At 62.2% G+C, this 16,771-nt stretch carries 19 protein-coding genes; 1 reads left to right on the top strand and 18 read right to left on the bottom strand.

All coding sequences use genetic code 11. The features are described from left to right. Positions 1-24: 24 nt before the first annotated feature. The 7 genes from C7T36_RS04950 to C7T36_RS04980 are packed head-to-tail and all read right to left on the bottom strand — an operon-like array spanning position 25 to position 7,021. The gene (locus C7T36_RS04950; RefSeq protein ID WP_045063830.1) at positions 25-1,086 is read right to left on the bottom strand and encodes a DUF1214 domain-containing protein; all 1,062 of its coding nucleotides are present in this window, start codon (positions 1,084-1,086) and stop codon (positions 25-27) included. Between the two features lie 35 nt (positions 1,087-1,121). Beyond that, on the bottom strand, positions 1,122-2,264 hold the full coding sequence (locus C7T36_RS04955) for a sulfotransferase (protein ID WP_045063831.1): 1,143 nt from the start codon (positions 2,262-2,264) through the stop codon (positions 1,122-1,124). A 38-nt stretch (positions 2,265-2,302) separates the two neighbouring features. After that, entirely contained in the window at positions 2,303-3,094 is a 792-nt protein-coding gene (locus C7T36_RS04960; protein WP_033235478.1) for an SDR family oxidoreductase, read from the bottom strand. Beyond that, positions 3,088-3,447, bottom strand: a complete 360-nt coding sequence (locus C7T36_RS04965) for a nuclear transport factor 2 family protein (RefSeq protein WP_045063833.1) — start codon at positions 3,445-3,447, stop codon at positions 3,088-3,090. Before C7T36_RS04965 ends, C7T36_RS04960 begins: the two co-directional genes overlap by 7 nt. A 24-nt stretch (positions 3,448-3,471) precedes the next feature. Further along, positions 3,472-5,373 (bottom strand): sulfate adenylyltransferase subunit CysN, encoded by a 1,902-nt coding sequence (cysN, locus tag C7T36_RS04970; RefSeq protein WP_045063835.1) that lies wholly within the window; start codon positions 5,371-5,373, stop codon positions 3,472-3,474. Continuing rightward, the gene (gene cysD, locus C7T36_RS04975; RefSeq protein ID WP_045063838.1) at positions 5,373-6,278 is read right to left on the bottom strand and encodes a sulfate adenylyltransferase subunit CysD; all 906 of its coding nucleotides are present in this window, start codon (positions 6,276-6,278) and stop codon (positions 5,373-5,375) included. The genes cysN and cysD overlap by 1 nt, the downstream gene beginning before the upstream one ends. Beyond that, positions 6,275-7,021 (bottom strand): 3'(2'),5'-bisphosphate nucleotidase CysQ, encoded by a 747-nt coding sequence (locus C7T36_RS04980; protein WP_033235482.1) that lies wholly within the window; start codon positions 7,019-7,021, stop codon positions 6,275-6,277. Before C7T36_RS04980 ends, cysD begins: the two co-directional genes overlap by 4 nt. Before the next feature lie 254 nt (positions 7,022-7,275). Between C7T36_RS04980 and C7T36_RS04985 the strand changes: the two genes are divergently transcribed. Next, positions 7,276-7,887, top strand: a complete 612-nt coding sequence (locus C7T36_RS04985) for a TetR/AcrR family transcriptional regulator (RefSeq protein ID WP_033235777.1) — start codon at positions 7,276-7,278, stop codon at positions 7,885-7,887. Between the two features lie 13 nt (positions 7,888-7,900). Here the strand turns inward: C7T36_RS04985 and C7T36_RS04990 are convergent, their stop codons facing one another. From C7T36_RS04990 to C7T36_RS05040, 11 genes are all read right to left on the bottom strand, one after another. Then, positions 7,901-8,182: a metal-sensitive transcriptional regulator gene (locus C7T36_RS04990; RefSeq protein ID WP_033235483.1), complete on the bottom strand. Its 282-nt coding sequence runs from the start codon at positions 8,180-8,182 to the stop codon at positions 7,901-7,903. 31 nt (positions 8,183-8,213) lie between these two features. Further along, positions 8,214-8,471, bottom strand: a complete 258-nt coding sequence (locus C7T36_RS04995; RefSeq protein ID WP_033235484.1) for a hypothetical protein — start codon at positions 8,469-8,471, stop codon at positions 8,214-8,216. Then, positions 8,464-8,985, bottom strand: a complete 522-nt coding sequence (locus tag C7T36_RS05000) for a hypothetical protein (protein ID WP_045063842.1) — start codon at positions 8,983-8,985, stop codon at positions 8,464-8,466. The genes C7T36_RS04995 and C7T36_RS05000 overlap by 8 nt, the downstream gene beginning before the upstream one ends. Next, on the bottom strand, positions 8,978-9,439 hold the full coding sequence (locus C7T36_RS05005; RefSeq protein WP_239654589.1) for a hypothetical protein: 462 nt from the start codon (positions 9,437-9,439) through the stop codon (positions 8,978-8,980). The genes C7T36_RS05000 and C7T36_RS05005 overlap by 8 nt, the downstream gene beginning before the upstream one ends. Positions 9,440-9,645: 206 nt before the next feature. Then, positions 9,646-10,296, bottom strand: a complete 651-nt coding sequence (locus C7T36_RS05010; RefSeq protein WP_033235486.1) for a hypothetical protein — start codon at positions 10,294-10,296, stop codon at positions 9,646-9,648. 51 nt (positions 10,297-10,347) lie between these two features. After that, the gene (gene hemB / locus C7T36_RS05015) at positions 10,348-11,322 is read right to left on the bottom strand and encodes a porphobilinogen synthase (RefSeq protein WP_033235487.1); all 975 of its coding nucleotides are present in this window, start codon (positions 11,320-11,322) and stop codon (positions 10,348-10,350) included. 77 nt (positions 11,323-11,399) lie between these two features. Further along, on the bottom strand, positions 11,400-12,962 hold the full coding sequence (locus C7T36_RS05020; protein ID WP_033235488.1) for a bifunctional uroporphyrinogen-III C-methyltransferase/uroporphyrinogen-III synthase: 1,563 nt from the start codon (positions 12,960-12,962) through the stop codon (positions 11,400-11,402). A gap of 60 nt (positions 12,963-13,022) precedes the next feature. After that, a complete protein-coding gene (gene hemC, locus C7T36_RS05025; RefSeq protein ID WP_045063847.1) occupies positions 13,023-13,997 on the bottom strand; it encodes a hydroxymethylbilane synthase in 975 nt (324 codons plus the stop codon). Next, positions 13,994-15,355, bottom strand: coding sequence for a glutamyl-tRNA reductase (locus tag C7T36_RS05030; RefSeq protein WP_033235490.1), 1,362 nt, complete (start codon positions 15,353-15,355; stop codon positions 13,994-13,996). Before C7T36_RS05030 ends, hemC begins: the two co-directional genes overlap by 4 nt. Then, entirely contained in the window at positions 15,352-16,245 is an 894-nt protein-coding gene (locus tag C7T36_RS05035) for a redox-sensing transcriptional repressor Rex (RefSeq protein WP_033235491.1), read from the bottom strand. Before C7T36_RS05035 ends, C7T36_RS05030 begins: the two co-directional genes overlap by 4 nt. A gap of 141 nt (positions 16,246-16,386) precedes the next feature. Then, the gene (locus tag C7T36_RS05040) at positions 16,387-16,647 is read right to left on the bottom strand and encodes a glutaredoxin family protein (protein WP_033235492.1); all 261 of its coding nucleotides are present in this window, start codon (positions 16,645-16,647) and stop codon (positions 16,387-16,389) included. Positions 16,648-16,771: the final 124 nt, after the last annotated feature.

Here is a 16,771-nt window from a genome sequence, read left to right on the forward strand (position 1 = left end):
CAGGACCGAGTGAGTCTGCCTGCCTTAGAGCTTGATTACCTTCGACGTCGGAATCGGGTGGGAGTCCGCCTTGATCCAGCGCATCGCCCAGGTCCCCTCCGCGTGCGAATCGGTGTTGATCCAGTTGCCGTAACCCGGATCCTTTGCCGCCACCACGATTGTCAGGGTTCCGTCGTCGTTGAGCTTTGCAGTGTGGTTGTTGATGTAGATGTTCGTCCGGTTGTAGTCGAGCGACTCCACCCAGAAGTTCTGCAGCACGAAGTTGAAGTACTCGCAGTTCGGAACTTCGGTCTCGATGACCCACGCCTCGTCCTCGGCGAGCTTCCAGTACCCGTGCAAGTAGAAGATCGTCGGATCGCCGCCGGCGTTCTGGAAGTAGTCCTGTCCCCAGTCGAAGATCTCGTTGGTGTGCGGTTGGAATTTGCGCGACCATTCGAGGAAGGTCTCCGCCATCCCCTTCACGATCCCGACCGACTTGCCCAGGCGCACGCCCAACTCTTCCGGACTCAGCGGCTCGAAGTCGCCGTCCGGGTTCAGGCACTCGATACTCAGCTCACCGGGTACCTCGTTGCGTCGATCCCGATACGTCTGTCGAACGGAGATGAGATTGCTGTCGGCTGCCAGCGGCAGCCAGGCACCCTCAGCAGGCTTGTCCACGCTCGCGATGAACTCGAAACGGCCGTTCTCGTCAACCTCCAGGTCGTGGATGTGCAGATCGCCGGTCTGCAGCATCGTGCCGTCGATGTGGTACCGATTGATGCGTGAACCGAACGTGATCAGCGGGACCGTGCCCCGGCTGCCGATGATCCGGTAGCTGTATTTACCGGAAATGTTGGCGCGCATGTAGACGTTGTCCGGGTTGTCGGCACCGATCTTCGTCATCATGTTCGGGTTCGGTGCGGACGTGAACTGCGGCCACCGCGGATCGGTGTACTCGACACAGTTGATTGTGCCGTATCGAAGCAACCGACTCAGGTAGCGGACGCCCTCGGCCTGCGTCAGCGGATCCTGAGGAACGATCTCGTCTTCGAGGACCTTCCCGACCTCGAGCAGATCTGCGCAGAACTTTTCCCAAGTAGCGTTCATATGAGTCTCCTTGTTCTAGTGGATTTTTCGAGCAATCAGCTGGCGGCGAACTTCGCTTCGACGTCGGCGGCGCTCACGCCGAACTCCTCGAGCGAATAGCGGTGTGACGGACGACGGTGCTCTGCGAGGCTCGCCTGATGCGACGCATCCACCGCGGCCCGAGCCTCGTCCGTGAAGGGCAGGTCGAACTGCGCGTAGATCTTCTCGACAGTGCCGACCGCGTCGGAGATGAAGTCCTTGTAGTCGACGTCGATGAACTGATCGGAGTTGTAACGGGTACGGGCATTGTTGAAGTTCGCGTTACCGCGCGCCCACAGGTCGAGTTGGGTGCGTCCGATGGCCGGACGGTCGAAGGCCTTCGACATGTCGTGTCCGCCCTGCTCCGCAAGGCTGAAAGTGGACGCCATCGATGTCAGGGGGTCCCGGAATGTGCGAACGAACAACGCATCCGGATAGACCGACATGATCTCGTCGATCGCGAAGACGTGGCTCGGACTCTTGAGCACCCATCGTCGATCCGAATCGTGCAGCCCGATCAACTGCAGGTTCTTCTTGTGCCGCGCATACGTTTCGGTCCAGTCCTGCTTCGCCAGCCACCGGGTGTAACTCGGTACGTACGCAACGGTCTCGAACGCGGTCGAGAGCATCGTCTGCTGCAGTAGCCGCCAACATTCCTCGACCTCCTCCGCCCCCATGAAATGCACCTTCATCAGGTCAGCCTCGTTGCGCTGACGGGCTCGGTAGAAGGCGTCTGAGCGAACGTAATCTTCGTTCTCCGACCACTTGTCGCGCTCCGGGCGCGGCTGCGGCGTCTCGGCAAGCCACATCTCGGCACCCTGATGCGCCGGGTCAGCGCCCAGCAACCGGTGTAGCGCGGTGCTGCCGGTCCGAGTCAACCCGACTACGAAGATCGGACGCTCGATCGGAACATCGACGTGCTCGGGGTGTTTCGCGAATCCGGCCTCGCTGGTCAGTCGTCCCGCGAGCGCTCCGATGATCATCTTGCGAGCAATCACCTTGCCGTGCGGAGTGAGGTCGGCTTCCTGCTGGAACGACTCGAGCAGAACCCGAAGCCCTTCGAGATAGCCGTCGCTACCGAAGTCGTCGTACCCGGCTTCTTCGCACGCTGCCTGGTGCAAGTCCTCGATGGAACCAATGCCGTCGTAATCCTGTGTCATGACACGTCCTTTGAGAATTGATCGGTCTTGTGTGTTGATCAGTGGTGCGTGTGACCGCAGTTGACGTCGAGACATTGCCCGGCGATGGCCCTGGCCGAATCGGACAGGAGGAAGACGACAGCGTTGGCAATGTCATCGGGTTCTGGTAGCCGGCGCAGATCGGCGCCCGCTGCGATCTCGTCGTAAATGACCTTGGGGTCGACTCCGGTGGCCGCAGCCTTCTTCTCGAACATGTTCTTGACCGAGTCCGCCCAGATATAGCCGGGGGCAACGGAGTTGACTCGAATCCCCTTTGGACCGAGGTCGATCGACAGACTGCGGGCCATTGCCAGAAGTCCGGCTTTCATCACGCGGTATGCCCCGAACCCGGGAAGCTGATTGCGCAGCACCATGGACGTGACCATCACGACGGACCCCTGCGCCTCGGTCAATGCCGGCACCAATGCGCGTGTGACGTTCAACGCCGCAAGCAAGTTGATGTCGATGCCCGACTGGATGGAAGCCATGTCGGCTTCAAGCAATGGGACCTGCGCCGGTTGGACAAAGGCATTGTTCACAAGGCAATCCACGGCACCGAACTCAGCAACGGCAGTCTGCGCCAGCGACGCAATCGAATCGACGTCGGTGAGATCCGTCGGTACCGCCAAAGCGATTCCGCCGCGATCACGGATCTCGGTTGCCACCGATTCCAAACGCTCGGACGTGCGGGCGGCCAGAACAACCTTCGCACCGGCCGCCGCACTCTGCACTGCGATCGAACGACCAAGCGCCGGGCCGACTCCCGACACCACGACTACTTTGCCGGCCAGCAGGCCCTGAGCGCTCAACACAGTGCCTGCGGATCGAGAACCACACTCAACGAGACAATCTTGCAGTTGTCGTCGAATTCGAACAGGTCGGAGGCAGCGAAGTCGGCCATACCGGCGCGCTGCACCCGAAGCTGCATTGCTGCGTACTTTCCCGTCACCGAAATCGGACCGAGCAGGCTGACTGTGAAGTCGACCTGCGCGTTTGCCGTGTCGAATGCGCGAATCTCGTCGACCCCGCGATAGGTCTTGACACCCAACGGTTCGTGTTGAACGGCGTCGGCGGCAAACAGCGCAACCAGATTGTCAACATCGTGGCTTCCGAGATACTTGACGTAATCTTCTACGACAGAAATGATGTCAGCCCTGTCAGGCATGAAGGCTCCTCATGTTCAGGCGGGTCAAGAAATGGTTCCGCGGGCGCGGAGATAGTCGACAATGACGCTCGCAGCATCCTCGGTCGTCGTGACACTGGTGTCGATGTGAATATCGGGACTCTGCGGCGCTTCGTACGGTGAGTCGATGCCGGTGAAGTTCACCAACTCCCCACGTCGAGCCTTCTTGTACAGCCCCTTGGGATCTCGCTCCTCTGCGACGGCAAGAGCGGTATCGATGAAGATCTCGACGAACTGGCTGTCCCCGATCAACTCACGGGCCGCATGACGCTCGGCCTCGAACGGCGAAATGAACGACGCGAGAACGATCAGGCCGGCGTCCGCCATCAGGCGGGTCACTTCGGTGACGCGGCGGATGTTCTCGACGCGGTCGGCTTCGGTGAACCCGAGGTCTCGATTCAAACCGTGACGGACATTGTCTCCGTCGAGGAGATAGGTGTGTGCGCCGAGAGCGTGCAGTTGGCGCTCGACGTCGTTGGCGATGGTCGACTTCCCCGAACCGGAGAGCCCGGTGAACCACAGAACGGCGGGTTTATGTCCCTTGAGCCTGGTGTGCGCGGCCTCGTCCACGTCGACGGATTGCCAGTGAATGTTGTCGGATCGGCGCAGCGAGTGCGTGATCATGCCGGCACCGACCGTGCCGTTGGTGAGGCGATCGATGAGGATGAAGCTGCCGGTGTCACGGTTTCCCGTGTAGGGGTCGAACGGGACCGCGCGATCGAAACTGATGTTGCACACACCGATTTCGTTGAGCTCGAGGGTTGTCGTTGCGGTCTTTTCGAGTGTGTTGACGTTGATCTTGTGTTTCGGTTTCGTGATGCGCGCAGTGACCGTGACGGTACCGATCTGGCACAGGAACGGCCGTTCGGGCAGCATGGGCGCCTCGCCCATCCACACGATATGGGCCTCGAACTGGTCTGCGACGGCCGGCGGATTGTCACCGATGGACAGCACGTCGCCGCGGCTGATGTCGATCTCGTCGGTGAGTGTGATGGTGACCGAGCGGCCCGCACCGGCCACATCGAGGTCGCCGCCCATCGTCACGATGCGCTCGACAGTGGACGTCTTTCCACTGGGGAGCACGCGGATCGGATCACCGGGAGAGACTGTCCCGGAGACGATCTGGCCCGAGAATCCCCGAAAGTCGAGGTCCGGCCGGTTGACCCACTGCACCGGCATCCGGAACGGAGCCGAGGCGGCGGCATCGTCGATGTCCACGGATTCGAGATGTTCGATCAGGCTGGGCCCGGAGTACCACGGGGTATTCGCGCTGCGCTCGGTGAGATTGTCGCCCTTGTACGCCGACATCGGAATGGCGACAAACCCGTCGAGACCGATCTCGTGAGCGAAGCTCGTGTAGTCCGCAATGATGGCATCGAAAACCTCCTGCGAGTAGTCGACGAGGTCGAGTTTGTTGACCGCGAGCACCACGTGCTTGATCCCGAGTAACGACACAAGATACGAGTGCCGACGCGTCTGCGTCAGGATGCCTTTGCGTGAGTCGACAAGGATCACCGCGAGATCGGCTGTCGATGCGCCGGTCACCATGTTTCGGGTGTACTGCTCGTGCCCGGGAGTATCGGCAACAACGAACTTGCGACGTTCTGTCGTGAAGTAGCGATAGGCGACGTCGATCGTGATGCCCTGCTCACGTTCGGCTGCGAGACCGTCGACGAGGAGCGCAAAATCGAGCCCTTCACCCTGGGTGCCGCTCTTGCGCGAATCCGCTTCGAGTGCCGTCAGCTGATCGTCGAAGACGAGTTTCGATTCGTAGAGCAGACGGCCGATCAAGGTGCTCTTGCCGTCGTCGACGCTGCCGCACGTGATGAATCGCAGCATGCTCTTGTTCGCGTGGCGCTCGAGGTATGCCTCGATGTCGTCGGCGATCAGATCCGAGGAAACAGTCATCAGAAGTACCCTTCTTGCTTCTTCTTTTCCATCGACGCACTCGAGTCGTGGTCGATGACCCGTCCCTGGCGTTCGGAGGTGGTGGTGAGCAACATTTCCGAGATGATCTCGGTCAAGCTGGTGGCGGTCGATTCGACGGCACCGGTCAGCGGGTAGCAGCCGAGGGTGCGGAACCGAACACTCTTGAGTTCCGGAGTTTCTCCCGGCAACAAGGGCATCCGGTCGTCGTCGACCATGATCAGTGCGCCGTCACGTTCGACGACGGGACGCTTGTCGGCAAAATACAGCGGAACGATCGGAATCTCTTCCTGGCGTATGTATTCCCACACATCGAGCTCGGTCCAGTTCGAGAGCGGGAAGACGCGCAGGCTTTCACCCGGCGCCTTGCGGACGTTGTACATCCGCCACAGCTCCGGTCGCTGCTGCTTCGGATCCCAGCGGTGCGCTGCCGATCGGATCGAGAAGATCCGTTCCTTGGCCCGGGATTTTTCTTCGTCACGGCGGGCGCCGCCGAATGCCGCGTCGAACTTGTAGTGATCGAGGGCTTGTTTGAGGCCTTCGGTTTTCCACATGTCGGTATGGACGGCCGAGCCGTGAGTGAACGGGTTGATCCCCTGCTTCACGCAGTCCGGATTGGTGTAGACGATCAGATCGAGATCGCCCGCAGCAGCGGTACTGTCACGAAGTTTGTACATTTCGCGGAACTTCCACGTGGTGTCGACGTGCAGCAGCGGAAACGGCAGCTTCGACGGGTAGAAGGCCTTGCGTGCCAGATGCAGCATCACGGCGGAGTCCTTGCCCACCGAGTACAGCATCACCGGGTTCTCGCTCTGCGAGGCGGCTTCACGCATGATGTGGATGCTCTCGGCTTCGAGCCGTTCGAGGTGCGTCAGTGTCGTGGTCATCGGCCCAGTTCCTCCAGTGCTTTCGGGGCGAGTTCAGGTCGGCAGATCAGCAGATCCGGCAGCCACGGGTTTTCCTGGTTGTAGCGAAGTTCGCTGCCGTCGATACGCGAAACATGCAGTCCCGCAGCGCGTGCGACGGCAACAGGGGCCGCCGAATCCCACTCGTACTGCCCACCCGCATGTGCATAGATATCTGCTTCTCCGGATACAACCGCCATCGCTTTGGCGCCGGCAGAGCCCATCTCGATCAGCTCCGCGCCCATCGAGTCAGCCATTCGCATGACCGGTTCCGGACGCCGCGTCCGCGACACGACGACGCGTACCGGCGTCGTAGCGCCGCGATCGGTTCGATCATCACTACTTGCATAGGTGACGCCGAGGGCAGGCATCGCGACCGCACCTGTTGTGAGGACACCGTTTTCGGTCAGTGCGACATGCACGGCCCAATCCGATCGGCCGGCTTCTCCGTATTCACGGGTGCCGTCGAGCGGGTCGACGATCCACACCCGATCCGCATTCAACCTCGCGAGGTCGTCAGCGCCTTCCTCCGACAGCACCGCATCCGCAGGGAAGCGTCGGGCAAGTTCGGCGACGATGAAGTCGTGACTGAGCCGATCGGCAGCGTCCTTGAAGGTCGCGGCATCGACGTCGTTCGCACCGAGGGATTTCCGGTGTTCGAGCAGAAGTTCTCCAGCCGCAGCGGCGATCTCGATCGCCGCGCGTTCATCGTTGGTGCGTGTCATAGGTACTCCACAACTGTGTAGACCTCCCGATGGATACGGGAAGAAACGTCAGGCCGACCGCAGAGTGTCCAGCGCTACGCACTGGTCTCGATGTGGTCTGCGCCATAGCGTAGCACCAGAATGAACGATGTTCATTCTATTTCGAACAATGTTCTTTCTGTGATTGGTATCACTGAACAGCAAACCCTTTGGTCAAGAATGAACGACGTTCATTTGCAATTGAGGTTGCGGCCTGTCCCGACTACGGTGATCAAATGAGCAGTACCAGCACTAACTCGATCTACGGCGACGCCGAAGCGCGCCGACGCCGTACCTTGGACGCGGCGATCGCACTCCTCGACGAAGGCGGCTACTCCGCGCTCACTATTCGCGCGGTGGCAAAACGATCGGGAACCAGCACCGGCCTGATCTACCAGTACTTCGTCGACAAGCAGGACATCTTCGCCGCCCTGCTCAGCGAGAGCCAACTGGAAATGGCGGACTTTGTGAGCTCGCTCCCCCGCGAGCAAGGACTGACGCCGCTACTCGAGTCCATGATTCCCGAATTTGCGCGGCATTGGGCGCGAGTCGGCAGACTCACCACCACGTGGCGCGACATCGAGGGAATGGCCGGATCCGACCGCGACAGTATGCGGGAACTTCACGCATCAGTTGCGGTCTTCAACTCGGCATTGATTCGAGCGCTCACCGAATCTGCTGCAGCCGAAGGCAGCCGGTTGATCGAAGACCCCGCGCTCATCCATCTTGTGCTCTCCGGACTCAAAGGCCTGTCGGACACCATCGTCATCAACGTCGCCAAAGAAATCACACCCGAGCATTTCGTGAACTTCTCCGCCCGCGCGCTCGCGCGGGCCATCACGGAGTGAACCGAACAGCTACTCAGGAACGAACGAGGCGAGCGATCGCTGCCTGAGCTTCCTTGATCTTGGCGTCGGCTTCCGGACCGCCCTGCTTGGCGGCTTCGACAACACAGCCGGCAAGATGCGCGTCGAGAAGCTTCAGGGACACGGACTGCAACGCGCTGGTTGCGGCCGAAACCTGCGTCAGGACGTCGATGCAGTACCGATCGTCGGCAACCATGCGCGAGATACCCGCGACCTGACCTTCGATGCGGCGAAGACGTTTGAGCAGATCGTCCTGCTCGGGGCTGTAACCACTCATAAGGCCACTATACCCCCTACCCGTATAGTGCTTAGTCGGATGCGACGTAGGCCATACGGAGCCGACGCGTCACATCGATCGCCATGAGCCCGGCCAGCAAGAGAGCCAGACCGGCACCGGAGATCCACAGTCCGTCGTAGTGGGTGCCCTCGAACGACGGTGCGCCCTCGATAATCGGACCGAAGGTCGACGTGGTCAGCCCTGATCGCCAGCACACGAGCGCCAGCGTCAGCGCCGCGACCATACCGAGAACACCAACCAAGGTCTTGGCATCGACTTTTCTAGTCATCGGACACCCTCTCGGAATCTCGCGCACTTTCCGCTTCGCCGCGGCGCGCCATTACCTGATTCAACGCCTCACGCAACGCGATGTCGTCCTTCGCCCAGGCCCGGACCAGACCACCCGTCGTCAGCCGCAAGCCGATGCTGTGACGACGACGTGGCACTCCGGACAGTTCGCCGAGCGCTCGGGCGGTTTCCCACGGCTCCATTTCGTCTTCGTAGGCGGAGTCGTCCGATTCGGGAAACACCTCGGCGATTTCGTCGACCGGAACCTCCTCGGTGCCCTGACGAAGCATCGCGTCGGTCAACTCGACGCTCACATGCCGGCGCGCGGCGGTGACCTGCACGTAGACCAAGCCCGTCAGAATCACCGCGAACATTGCCAATCCGAACCAGTGCACCACCGGCCCGGTGAACAATTCGATCACCAGAGCCACCAGGCAGAACGCCGGACCGAGGGCAACAGCCGACATCCGCGAACCAGGCTCGTAGAACAGAACCTCGGACGCGTTGTCAGCCATGAGCAAACCAGCTGCGCGTCGAGCCCCGATAAATCGACACCCCCGCGCTGATCAGCATCACCGGAACAACCAACGCCAGAGCGGTGCTGATACCGGTAATCACCAGTGCCAGCTGGAGCCACACAAAGACTCCCGAATAGATGACGAGTATCCGTCGACACAACCTCCGGCCGAGCCGCGTCGGGCCGGCCAAGCCGCCGACAACCAAGCCGCTGACCAGCAACGCCACGCCGGACACGCGAACGAACGTGACATACGTATCGATGTTGTCCGTCGGTACGCCCTGATCAGCGAACTGCTCCCGGAGCTCGTACGACGCGCTGGAGAGGTTGATCAAGCCGAACAGGATCAGGAGGAATGCACTTGCTATCCACAACCAGAAGGCAGCGTTGACAGCGGTGGGGGGCCGGACTTTCTTCGACGTCGTCACAGGTGCCGAGTCCGCGCTAGCCACTCACGACTCCTGGCACGACAACCAGGAGTGCAGTGGCGATCACGGATATACCCAACAGCAGAAATACGATCATTTCGGTTCGCGAGCTGCGTCGCGGTCGTGGGGCGTCATGTGTGCCCTCGGCGTTCAAAGCGTCTCGAGAATGCACTGCGCTTGCCTCTCCCAACTACCGTCGTGACCTGATTCACACTACCCCGCATGGCGCCTCACCGGGACTGTGGGGGGAACCTCAGAAAGTACGGATTCGACTCCTTGCGATGCATCATCACGATCGCACCGACGGCCGCGACAGCTTGCAGGATCTGCGCGCCGCCGAACAGCAGGGTGGCACCGTCACCGCCCCCACCGAGACCGAGAATCACCGGAATCGCAGAGACGACCATGAAGACCCCACCAAAGGTCAACAGCATGCGTGCCCAGTTCTTGCCGCGGCTCATCGATCGCACGACCAGCAGGAAAAGCGCGGTGAACACCAAAATCATGATCACCGACACCACCACAGCCATCGGGAAAACACTCTCGATGTCCGAGCGGGTGAGACCCGCGTCGGCGGCGGCGGGATTGCTCATCATCTCGTCGATGAACGACGACTTCTGACCGAGCATCATCGCGATCATCGCGCCGCCCTGCACCACACCGAGCACAGCCACTGCCCACCACAGCTGAATCGCCGTCACCACGTCCGTCGGCGGCTCGGACTTCTGCGTGCCCGAAGGATGCGACGACGGATTGGTCGGCATCGGGCCCAGCGGATGGAACTGATTCTGGAACTGCTGGTTCTGATATTGCTGATTGTCGTACGACGGTTGGTTGTCGTACGGCGGTTCCTGGCGAGGAGGCTGCCACGGCTCGGTCATGATGACAGCCTATCTGTCCGGCACTTCATGATCATCCGGCTTGGTCCGAGCTCACAACCAACCGGCGACCTCGGACGCCCAGTACGTGAGAACGACGTCGGCACCGGCACGTCGGATGCTGGTCAGCGATTCGAGAACTGCGGCGTCGCGATCGATCCAGCCGTTTTGCGCAGCCGCTGTGATCATCGAGTACTCCCCCGAGATCTGATACGCAGCCACCGGCACCGGTGAACGGTCCGCAGTCTCGCGCAGGATGTCGAGATACGACATGGCGGGCTTCACCATCACCATGTCCGCGCCCTCGGCAATGTCGAGATCAACTTCGCGCAACGACTCACGACGGTTGGCCGCGTCCTGCTGATAGGTACGACGGTCACCCTGCAGCGAGGATCCGACTGCTTCGCGGAACGGCCCGTAGAACGCCGACGCGTATTTCGCTGCGTACGCCAACTGACCGACCTCGGTGTACCCCGCCGCGTCGAGTGCGCCGCGAATCGCCCCGACCTGCCCGTCCATCATTCCGCTCGGTCCGAGGAGATGAGCACCCGAATCTGCTTGGGCCAACGCCATCTCGACGTATCGAATCAAGGTCGCGTCGTTGTCGACGGCGCCGGCCGGTGTCAGCACTCCGCAGTGCCCGTGATCGGTGAACTCGTCGAGACACGTGTCAGCCATGATGACCGTCGAATCACCGAGTTCGTCTGCGAGAGCCCGCAATCCGACGTTGAGAATTCCGTCGGGGTCGATAGCGCCCGATCCCTGTGCGTCCTTGTCCTCGGGCTTGGGCACACCGAACAGCATCAGACCGCCGACGCCGGCGCTCACCGCCTCGGTAGCCGCTGCTCGCAACGAGTCGAGAGTGTGCTGGTACACGCCAGGCATGGAGGAGATCTCACGCGGGGCGGCGATACCGTCCGCAACGAACATCGGCAGCACGAGGTGCCGCGGTTCGAGGGTCGTCTCCGCTACCAGTCGCCGAAGCGCAGGGGTTCGCCGGAGTCGGCGCGGACGATGGGTGGGAAACACGAGACGGGTTCTCCTTCGTCGGACGTTGCTGTGCGCCTTTCCGGTAGTGGGCACTACCAGAAAGGCGCACAGGCGCTTTAGCGCCTACGTGACTTCTTGCGCGGAGGCGGCAATGCACCCTCGGCGCGCAGGCGAGCGGCGTGCTCGGCCAGTGCCTCGACCAGCGGCCCTACCTGCGAGGTTTCGGGCTGCACGTCGACGCGCAGTCCGAACTCGATGGCAGTTTCGGCGGTCTTCGGGCCGATGCACGCAACCAGAGTGCGAGCGTGCGGCTTGCCGGCGATACCGACAAGGTTGCGCACCGTCGAGGACGAGGTGAAGCACACGGCGTCGAATCCGCCGGTCTTGATCATCTCGCGGGTCTCGGCGGCAGGCGGTGCGGCGCGCACAGTGCGGTACGCGGTGACGTCGTCGATTTCCCAGCCACGTTCGCGCAGGCCTTCGGCGAGGGTTTCGGTTGCGATGTCGGCGCGGGGCAACAGAACTCGGTTGACCGGGTCGAAAACGTCGTCGTACGGCGCGAATTCGGCCAGCAGCCCTTCACTGGACTGATCACCCTTCGGCACCAGTTCGGGGTTGATACCGAACGAGCGGACCTTGGCTGCGGTGGCTTCGCCGATGCAGGCGATCTTCACGCCGGAGAACGCGCGGGCATCGAGGCCGAACTCTTCGAACTTCTCCCACACTGCGCGAACAGCATTGGTGGAAGTGAAGACGACCCACTGGTAACGACCGTCGACGAGTCCCTTGACGGAGCGTTCCATCTGAGCGGGGCTGCGCGGCGGTTCGACGGCAATGGTCGGAACCTCGATCGGGATGGCGCCGTGGGTGACCAGACGGTCACTCATCTCGCCGGCCTGATCCTTGGTGCGCGGCACGAGGACGGTCCAGCCGTACAGTGCGCGTGATTCCCACCAGGACATCTTGTTGCGTTGGGCGACAACCTTGCCGACCGTGATGACCAAGGAGCCGACCAGTTCGGAGCCGGCCTCGTTGAGCGTCGCCAACGTTGCTTCGACGGTGCGCTGCTGCCGGGTGGTGCCGCGCACGGTGATCGCTGCGGGGGTCTGCGGAGCCATGCCGTTCTCGACCAGCGCGCTGGCGGTCTCGGCGAGGTGTCCGGAGGTTGCGTGCAGGACCAGCGGTCCCGGTGCTGCGGCCAGTGCGGCCCAGTCGACCTCGCCGCGCACGTCGGCTTCGGTGTGTCCCGATCCCAGTGCCATGCCGGCATAGCTGGGAACCGCTGAGCCGGAGGGCAGTCCTGGCAGGACCTCGAACTGAACCTGGGTGCGTGCCACCGCGGTGACCTCGGCGATCACGGAATCCGTGGTAAGCGGATCACCCGAGACGAGACGGACGACGTCGTGGCCGTTCTTGGCTTCGTGCACAAGAGTTTTGGCGACCTCGGCCGGTTCCCCGAGTGCGGGACGCACGTCGGCGATCAGTTCGCCGGTTTCCTCGTCGCGACCCATGTCGATGCCCACGAGAGCGACGACGCCCTTGTCCACATCAGGATCGGTGAATGCCAAGGCTGCGCCGGTGAGGACGTCGCGTGCGCGAACGGTGAGCAGGGCGGGGTCGCCCGGTCCCGATCCCACGAACAGGATCCGTCCGGGAGTGTTCTTTCGGACTCGGGTCATCGGTGATTCTCCAGTGCGCTGTATCGAAATGGGAACTTGGTGCAAGTGCAATAGGTTGTGTCAAACATCGGCGGCCTCGCCTGTGGTCACGTTCATCAACTCTCGGGCGCCGAGTTCGAGTAACTCTCGGGCCACCGCTCTGCCGAGTTCCTCGGCGTTGTCCGGTGCACCGACTGCACCGGTACGGATGACGTCCGAACCGTCGAATGCGGCTGCGCAGCCGCGGATCGACAGTTCGTCGAAAATTATGCCGTTGTCGTCGATTGATTCGACAACTTCGGCGAGTGCCCCTACGGGGGCAGTACATCCCGCTTCGAGTTCGGCCAGCAGGGCGCGTTCGGCGATGACCGCCGCACGTGTGTCCGCGTGATCGAGCTCTGCGAGTATCGCCACCAATTCTTCATTGGCAGAGAGACATTCGACTGCCAGCGCACCCTGCGCCGGCGCCGGAAGCATCTGAACGGGCTCGATGTTCTCGGTGATGAGATCAAGGAGGCCGATGCGGGACAGACCGGCGCGAGCGAGGATCACGGCATCGAGTTCACCGGATTCGACCTTGCCGAGCCGGCGCTGCAGGTTTCCGCGCAGCGGCACGATGTCGAGCCCGAGACCGAGGGCCGCGAGCTGTGACACTCGTCGTGGCGCAGAGGTTCCGACCTTGGATCCCGCCGGAAGTTCACCGAGCACCAGGCCGTCACGGGCAACCAGCGCATCACGCGGATCTTCGCGAGGCGGGATCGCGGCGATCACGAAACGCTCGTCCTGCGCAGTGGGCAAGTCCTTGTACGAATGCACGGCAACGTCGACGCGGTTGTCTGCCAACGCTTCTCGAAGCTCCGCAGTGAACACGCCGACGCCGATCTTCTGCACTGGATCGGTGGACTGATCGCCCTTGGTCTTGATGATGACCAGTTCAGCCGGGTGCCCGGCCGCAATGAGTGCGTCGCGCACGGTTCCGGCTTGTGTGGTGGCGAGAAGGCTTCCGCGAGTACCGATCCGCAGGGTGCCCTCGGAGTGCAGTGGTGTGGTGCTCATACCTGCTTGTCCCTTCCACCGCGATCGCCGTCCACCCGATCGGTGGGTGCGGCCACTGCCGCGGGCAATGCCGGGCTGAGTTCGAATAGTTCACGCAGCGCGGCCGCGTATGAATCTCCGCCAGGCGCCGACGCCAGTTGCTTGACGCGCACGGTAGGTGCGTGAAGCAGTTTGTCCACGACGCGTCGTACGGTGCGTGCTACTTCGTCGCGTTGCGGATCGTCGAGATCGGGCAACCGCGAATCGAGGCGCATCAGTTCGGATTCGACGACATCTGCGGCGCGCTGCCGCAGAGCCGTTACCGTGGGTGTGACCTCGGCGAGTCGTTGACCGGCCAGGTACATCGCCAACTCACCGGCAACGATGGCGCGGGCAGCGTCGGCGTCGGATGCCGCGGCCCCGGCAGCCGGATCCCGTTGCAGCGCTTCCATGTCCAGGACCGTGACGCCAGGCAGACCCGATACTGCAGGGTCGATGTCGCGGGGCAGACCGAGGTCGCAGATGACAAGATGCTTGTTCGGGTTGCGATCGGGTTCGGCGAGCGCGCGGTGCGCGTCGGCCAATGTGACTACTGCTCCGACCGCACCGGTACAGGTCACCAACACGTCCGCCTGCGCCATGACCGCTGAAAGCTGCTCGAAATCAACAGCTTCGGCGATGACGCCGTTGGAACGAGCGGTGTCCGCCAAGTGCTCGGCACGCTCGCGGGTGCGGTTGACCACAATGATGCGATCGATTCCGGCGCGGGTCAGGTGCGCGACCGACAGTCCGCCCATCGCACCTGCGCCGACAACCACTGCGGTGCGTCCGACCAATCCACCGTCACCGAGGATTCCGGCAGCGCGGTCGAGCGCCACCGACACCACTGATGCTCCGGCAGAATCTATTCCGGTTTCGGAGTGCACCCGCTTGCCGACACGCAGTGCCTGCTGGGCAAGCTCGTGCACAACCCGCCCTGCCGCCTGCTGCGCGTCGGACGACGCGTAGGCAGTACGAATCTGGCCGAGGATCTGCTGCTCGCCGATCACCATCGAGTCGAGTCCGCTCGCGACGGCAAAGAGATGCTCGACGGCAGCTTCGCTGTACCGCACGTAGGCGTGGGCATGCAGGGCCGTCAGGTCCAGACCGGAATGGTCGGAGAGGATCTCGCCGACCTCGGTGAGAGCGCCGTGGAATGCGTCCACGACTGCATATACCTCTACCCGGTTGCAGGTGGAGACGATCATCGCCTCGGTGATGTGCGACGACGCCAGAAGCTTGTCGATCAACTTCGGACGGTCGGTGTCGGTCACCGCCACTCGCTCGAGAACCGGCACGGGCGCAGTTCTATGCGAAACCCCGACAAGCAAAACACTCACGGCGCGATCACTGATCCGTTTCTTGTCGAACCTGCTCCGACCGGAGCGGGTGAACTTGTGGAGGGACGGGACGAAGCGGGTGCCGCATGAGCGACGCGCACTCTTGGTGCAGCTGACGCCTGATCTGCGTTGCGTGCACTGTTGAACGAGAGAACCTGCATTTCGACTGCCAAGTCGACCCGTCGCAGTTCCACGTGATCCGGAACGTCGAGAGCGATCGGCGAGAAACTCATGATGCAGAGGAGGCCGGCGCGAACGAACTGATCGCATACGTCCTGCGCGGCCTCGTCCGGAGTGGAGATGACGCCGATGGTGGCCTTCAGTTCGCGGCACGCGAATTCGAGTTCGGCGGTGTCCCGCACGGTCAGATCCCCCACCTGGGTTCCGACGCGAGCGGCGTCGCTGTCGAAGAGTCCGACCATCTCGAATCCACGACGGCTGAACCCGCCGTAGCCGACCAGTGCTTTCCCGAGGTTTCCGACGCCCACCAGAACAACCTTGTGTCCGCGGTCCAGCCCGAGCGCACGCTCGATGCGGATGCGAAGTTTGGTGACGTCGTACCCGACGCCGCGAACACCGTTGGGACCGAGGAACGAAAGATCCTTGCGCAACTTCGCTGATCCGACGCCTGATGCCTGCGCCAGTTCTTCGCTGGAGACGATGGACGTACCGCGATCGGACATGACTCCGAGGACCCGCAGGTATGCCGCCAACCGGGTCACCGTAGCCTGGGGGATGACGCGATCCTGCGTAGTTGCGGAATCGACCTCAGCAGCGACTGGAGCAGCAGTGGTGACAGGACGGCCCGCAGCGCCGGTGACGCTCTGAGCCGATGGCTCGTGCGTCTGGTGCGGTTCGGTCACGTCGTTGGCTCCTCGTCCGACCGACACAGTTGTCGACCTCCACGATGCTCCGGGGGGAATGTTCACACCACGGTAACCGCTTGTGAACCCATGCACAAAGTTGCTTGGAACGGGTTCGATGTGCCTTTAACCTGCAGAGCGGCAGATTTCCCCATATTTAGCATTGCCTTACTTGCGTAAATCGGCTCGAAGTCTCTCTTCGTCGACTTCCCAGTAACCGTGCTCGCGCCCATCGAGAAGAATGACCGGTAGCCGGTCTCCGTACTCGGCCCTCAGTTCCGGGTCGCTTGCTGCGGCTTCGTCCACGTCGATGCACGTCACTTCAAGCTCGAACTCGCTGCAGACCCGCGCCAGCACCTCCGCCGCGCCTACACAGGAAGCACATCCCGCACGGGTCAACAAGGTCACTTCATGGGTGTTCACAGTCATCGAGTAAGGACCCTTCCTCAGGCGCGATGTTCATCTATCAGTCGGTCAAGTGTGCCTTTTGTGCCCACCCCGATACCAAATCGCCCGAGAGGAAGGTCACACACACGGACACTCATCGCCATCC

This window comes from Rhodococcus sp. AD45-ID, assembly GCF_003023755.1.
GTDB lineage: Bacteria > Actinomycetota > Actinomycetes > Mycobacteriales > Mycobacteriaceae > Rhodococcus_F > Rhodococcus_F globerula.

Bases quoted from the DNA above. Each gene is read 5' to 3' on its own strand.
- C7T36_RS04950 (WP_045063830.1), bottom strand. From the start codon at position 1,086: ATGAACGCTACTTGGGAAAAGTTCTGCGCAGATCTGCTCGAGGTCGGG.
- C7T36_RS04955 (WP_045063831.1), bottom strand. From the start codon at position 2,264: ATGACACAGGATTACGACGGCATTGGTTCCATCGAGGACTTGCACCAG.
- C7T36_RS04965 (WP_045063833.1), bottom strand. From the start codon at position 3,447: ATGCCTGACAGGGCTGACATCATTTCTGTCGTAGAAGATTACGTCAAG.
- cysN (WP_045063835.1), bottom strand. From the start codon at position 5,373: ATGACTGTTTCCTCGGATCTGATCGCCGACGACATCGAGGCATACCTC.
- cysD (WP_045063838.1), bottom strand. From the start codon at position 6,278: ATGACCACGACACTGACGCACCTCGAACGGCTCGAAGCCGAGAGCATC.
- C7T36_RS04980 (WP_033235482.1), bottom strand. From the start codon at position 7,021: ATGACACGCACCAACGATGAACGCGCGGCGATCGAGATCGCCGCTGCG.
- C7T36_RS04985 (WP_033235777.1), top strand. From the start codon at position 7,276: ATGAGCAGTACCAGCACTAACTCGATCTACGGCGACGCCGAAGCGCGC.
- C7T36_RS04990 (WP_033235483.1), bottom strand. From the start codon at position 8,182: ATGAGTGGTTACAGCCCCGAGCAGGACGATCTGCTCAAACGTCTTCGC.
- C7T36_RS04995 (WP_033235484.1), bottom strand. From the start codon at position 8,471: ATGACTAGAAAAGTCGATGCCAAGACCTTGGTTGGTGTTCTCGGTATG.
- C7T36_RS05000 (WP_045063842.1), bottom strand. From the start codon at position 8,985: ATGGCTGACAACGCGTCCGAGGTTCTGTTCTACGAGCCTGGTTCGCGG.
- C7T36_RS05010 (WP_033235486.1), bottom strand. From the start codon at position 10,296: ATGACCGAGCCGTGGCAGCCTCCTCGCCAGGAACCGCCGTACGACAAC.
- C7T36_RS05020 (WP_033235488.1), bottom strand. From the start codon at position 12,962: ATGACCCGAGTCCGAAAGAACACTCCCGGACGGATCCTGTTCGTGGGA.
- hemC (WP_045063847.1), bottom strand. From the start codon at position 13,997: ATGAGCACCACACCACTGCACTCCGAGGGCACCCTGCGGATCGGTACT.
- C7T36_RS05040 (WP_033235492.1), bottom strand. From the start codon at position 16,647: ATGACTGTGAACACCCATGAAGTGACCTTGTTGACCCGTGCGGGATGT.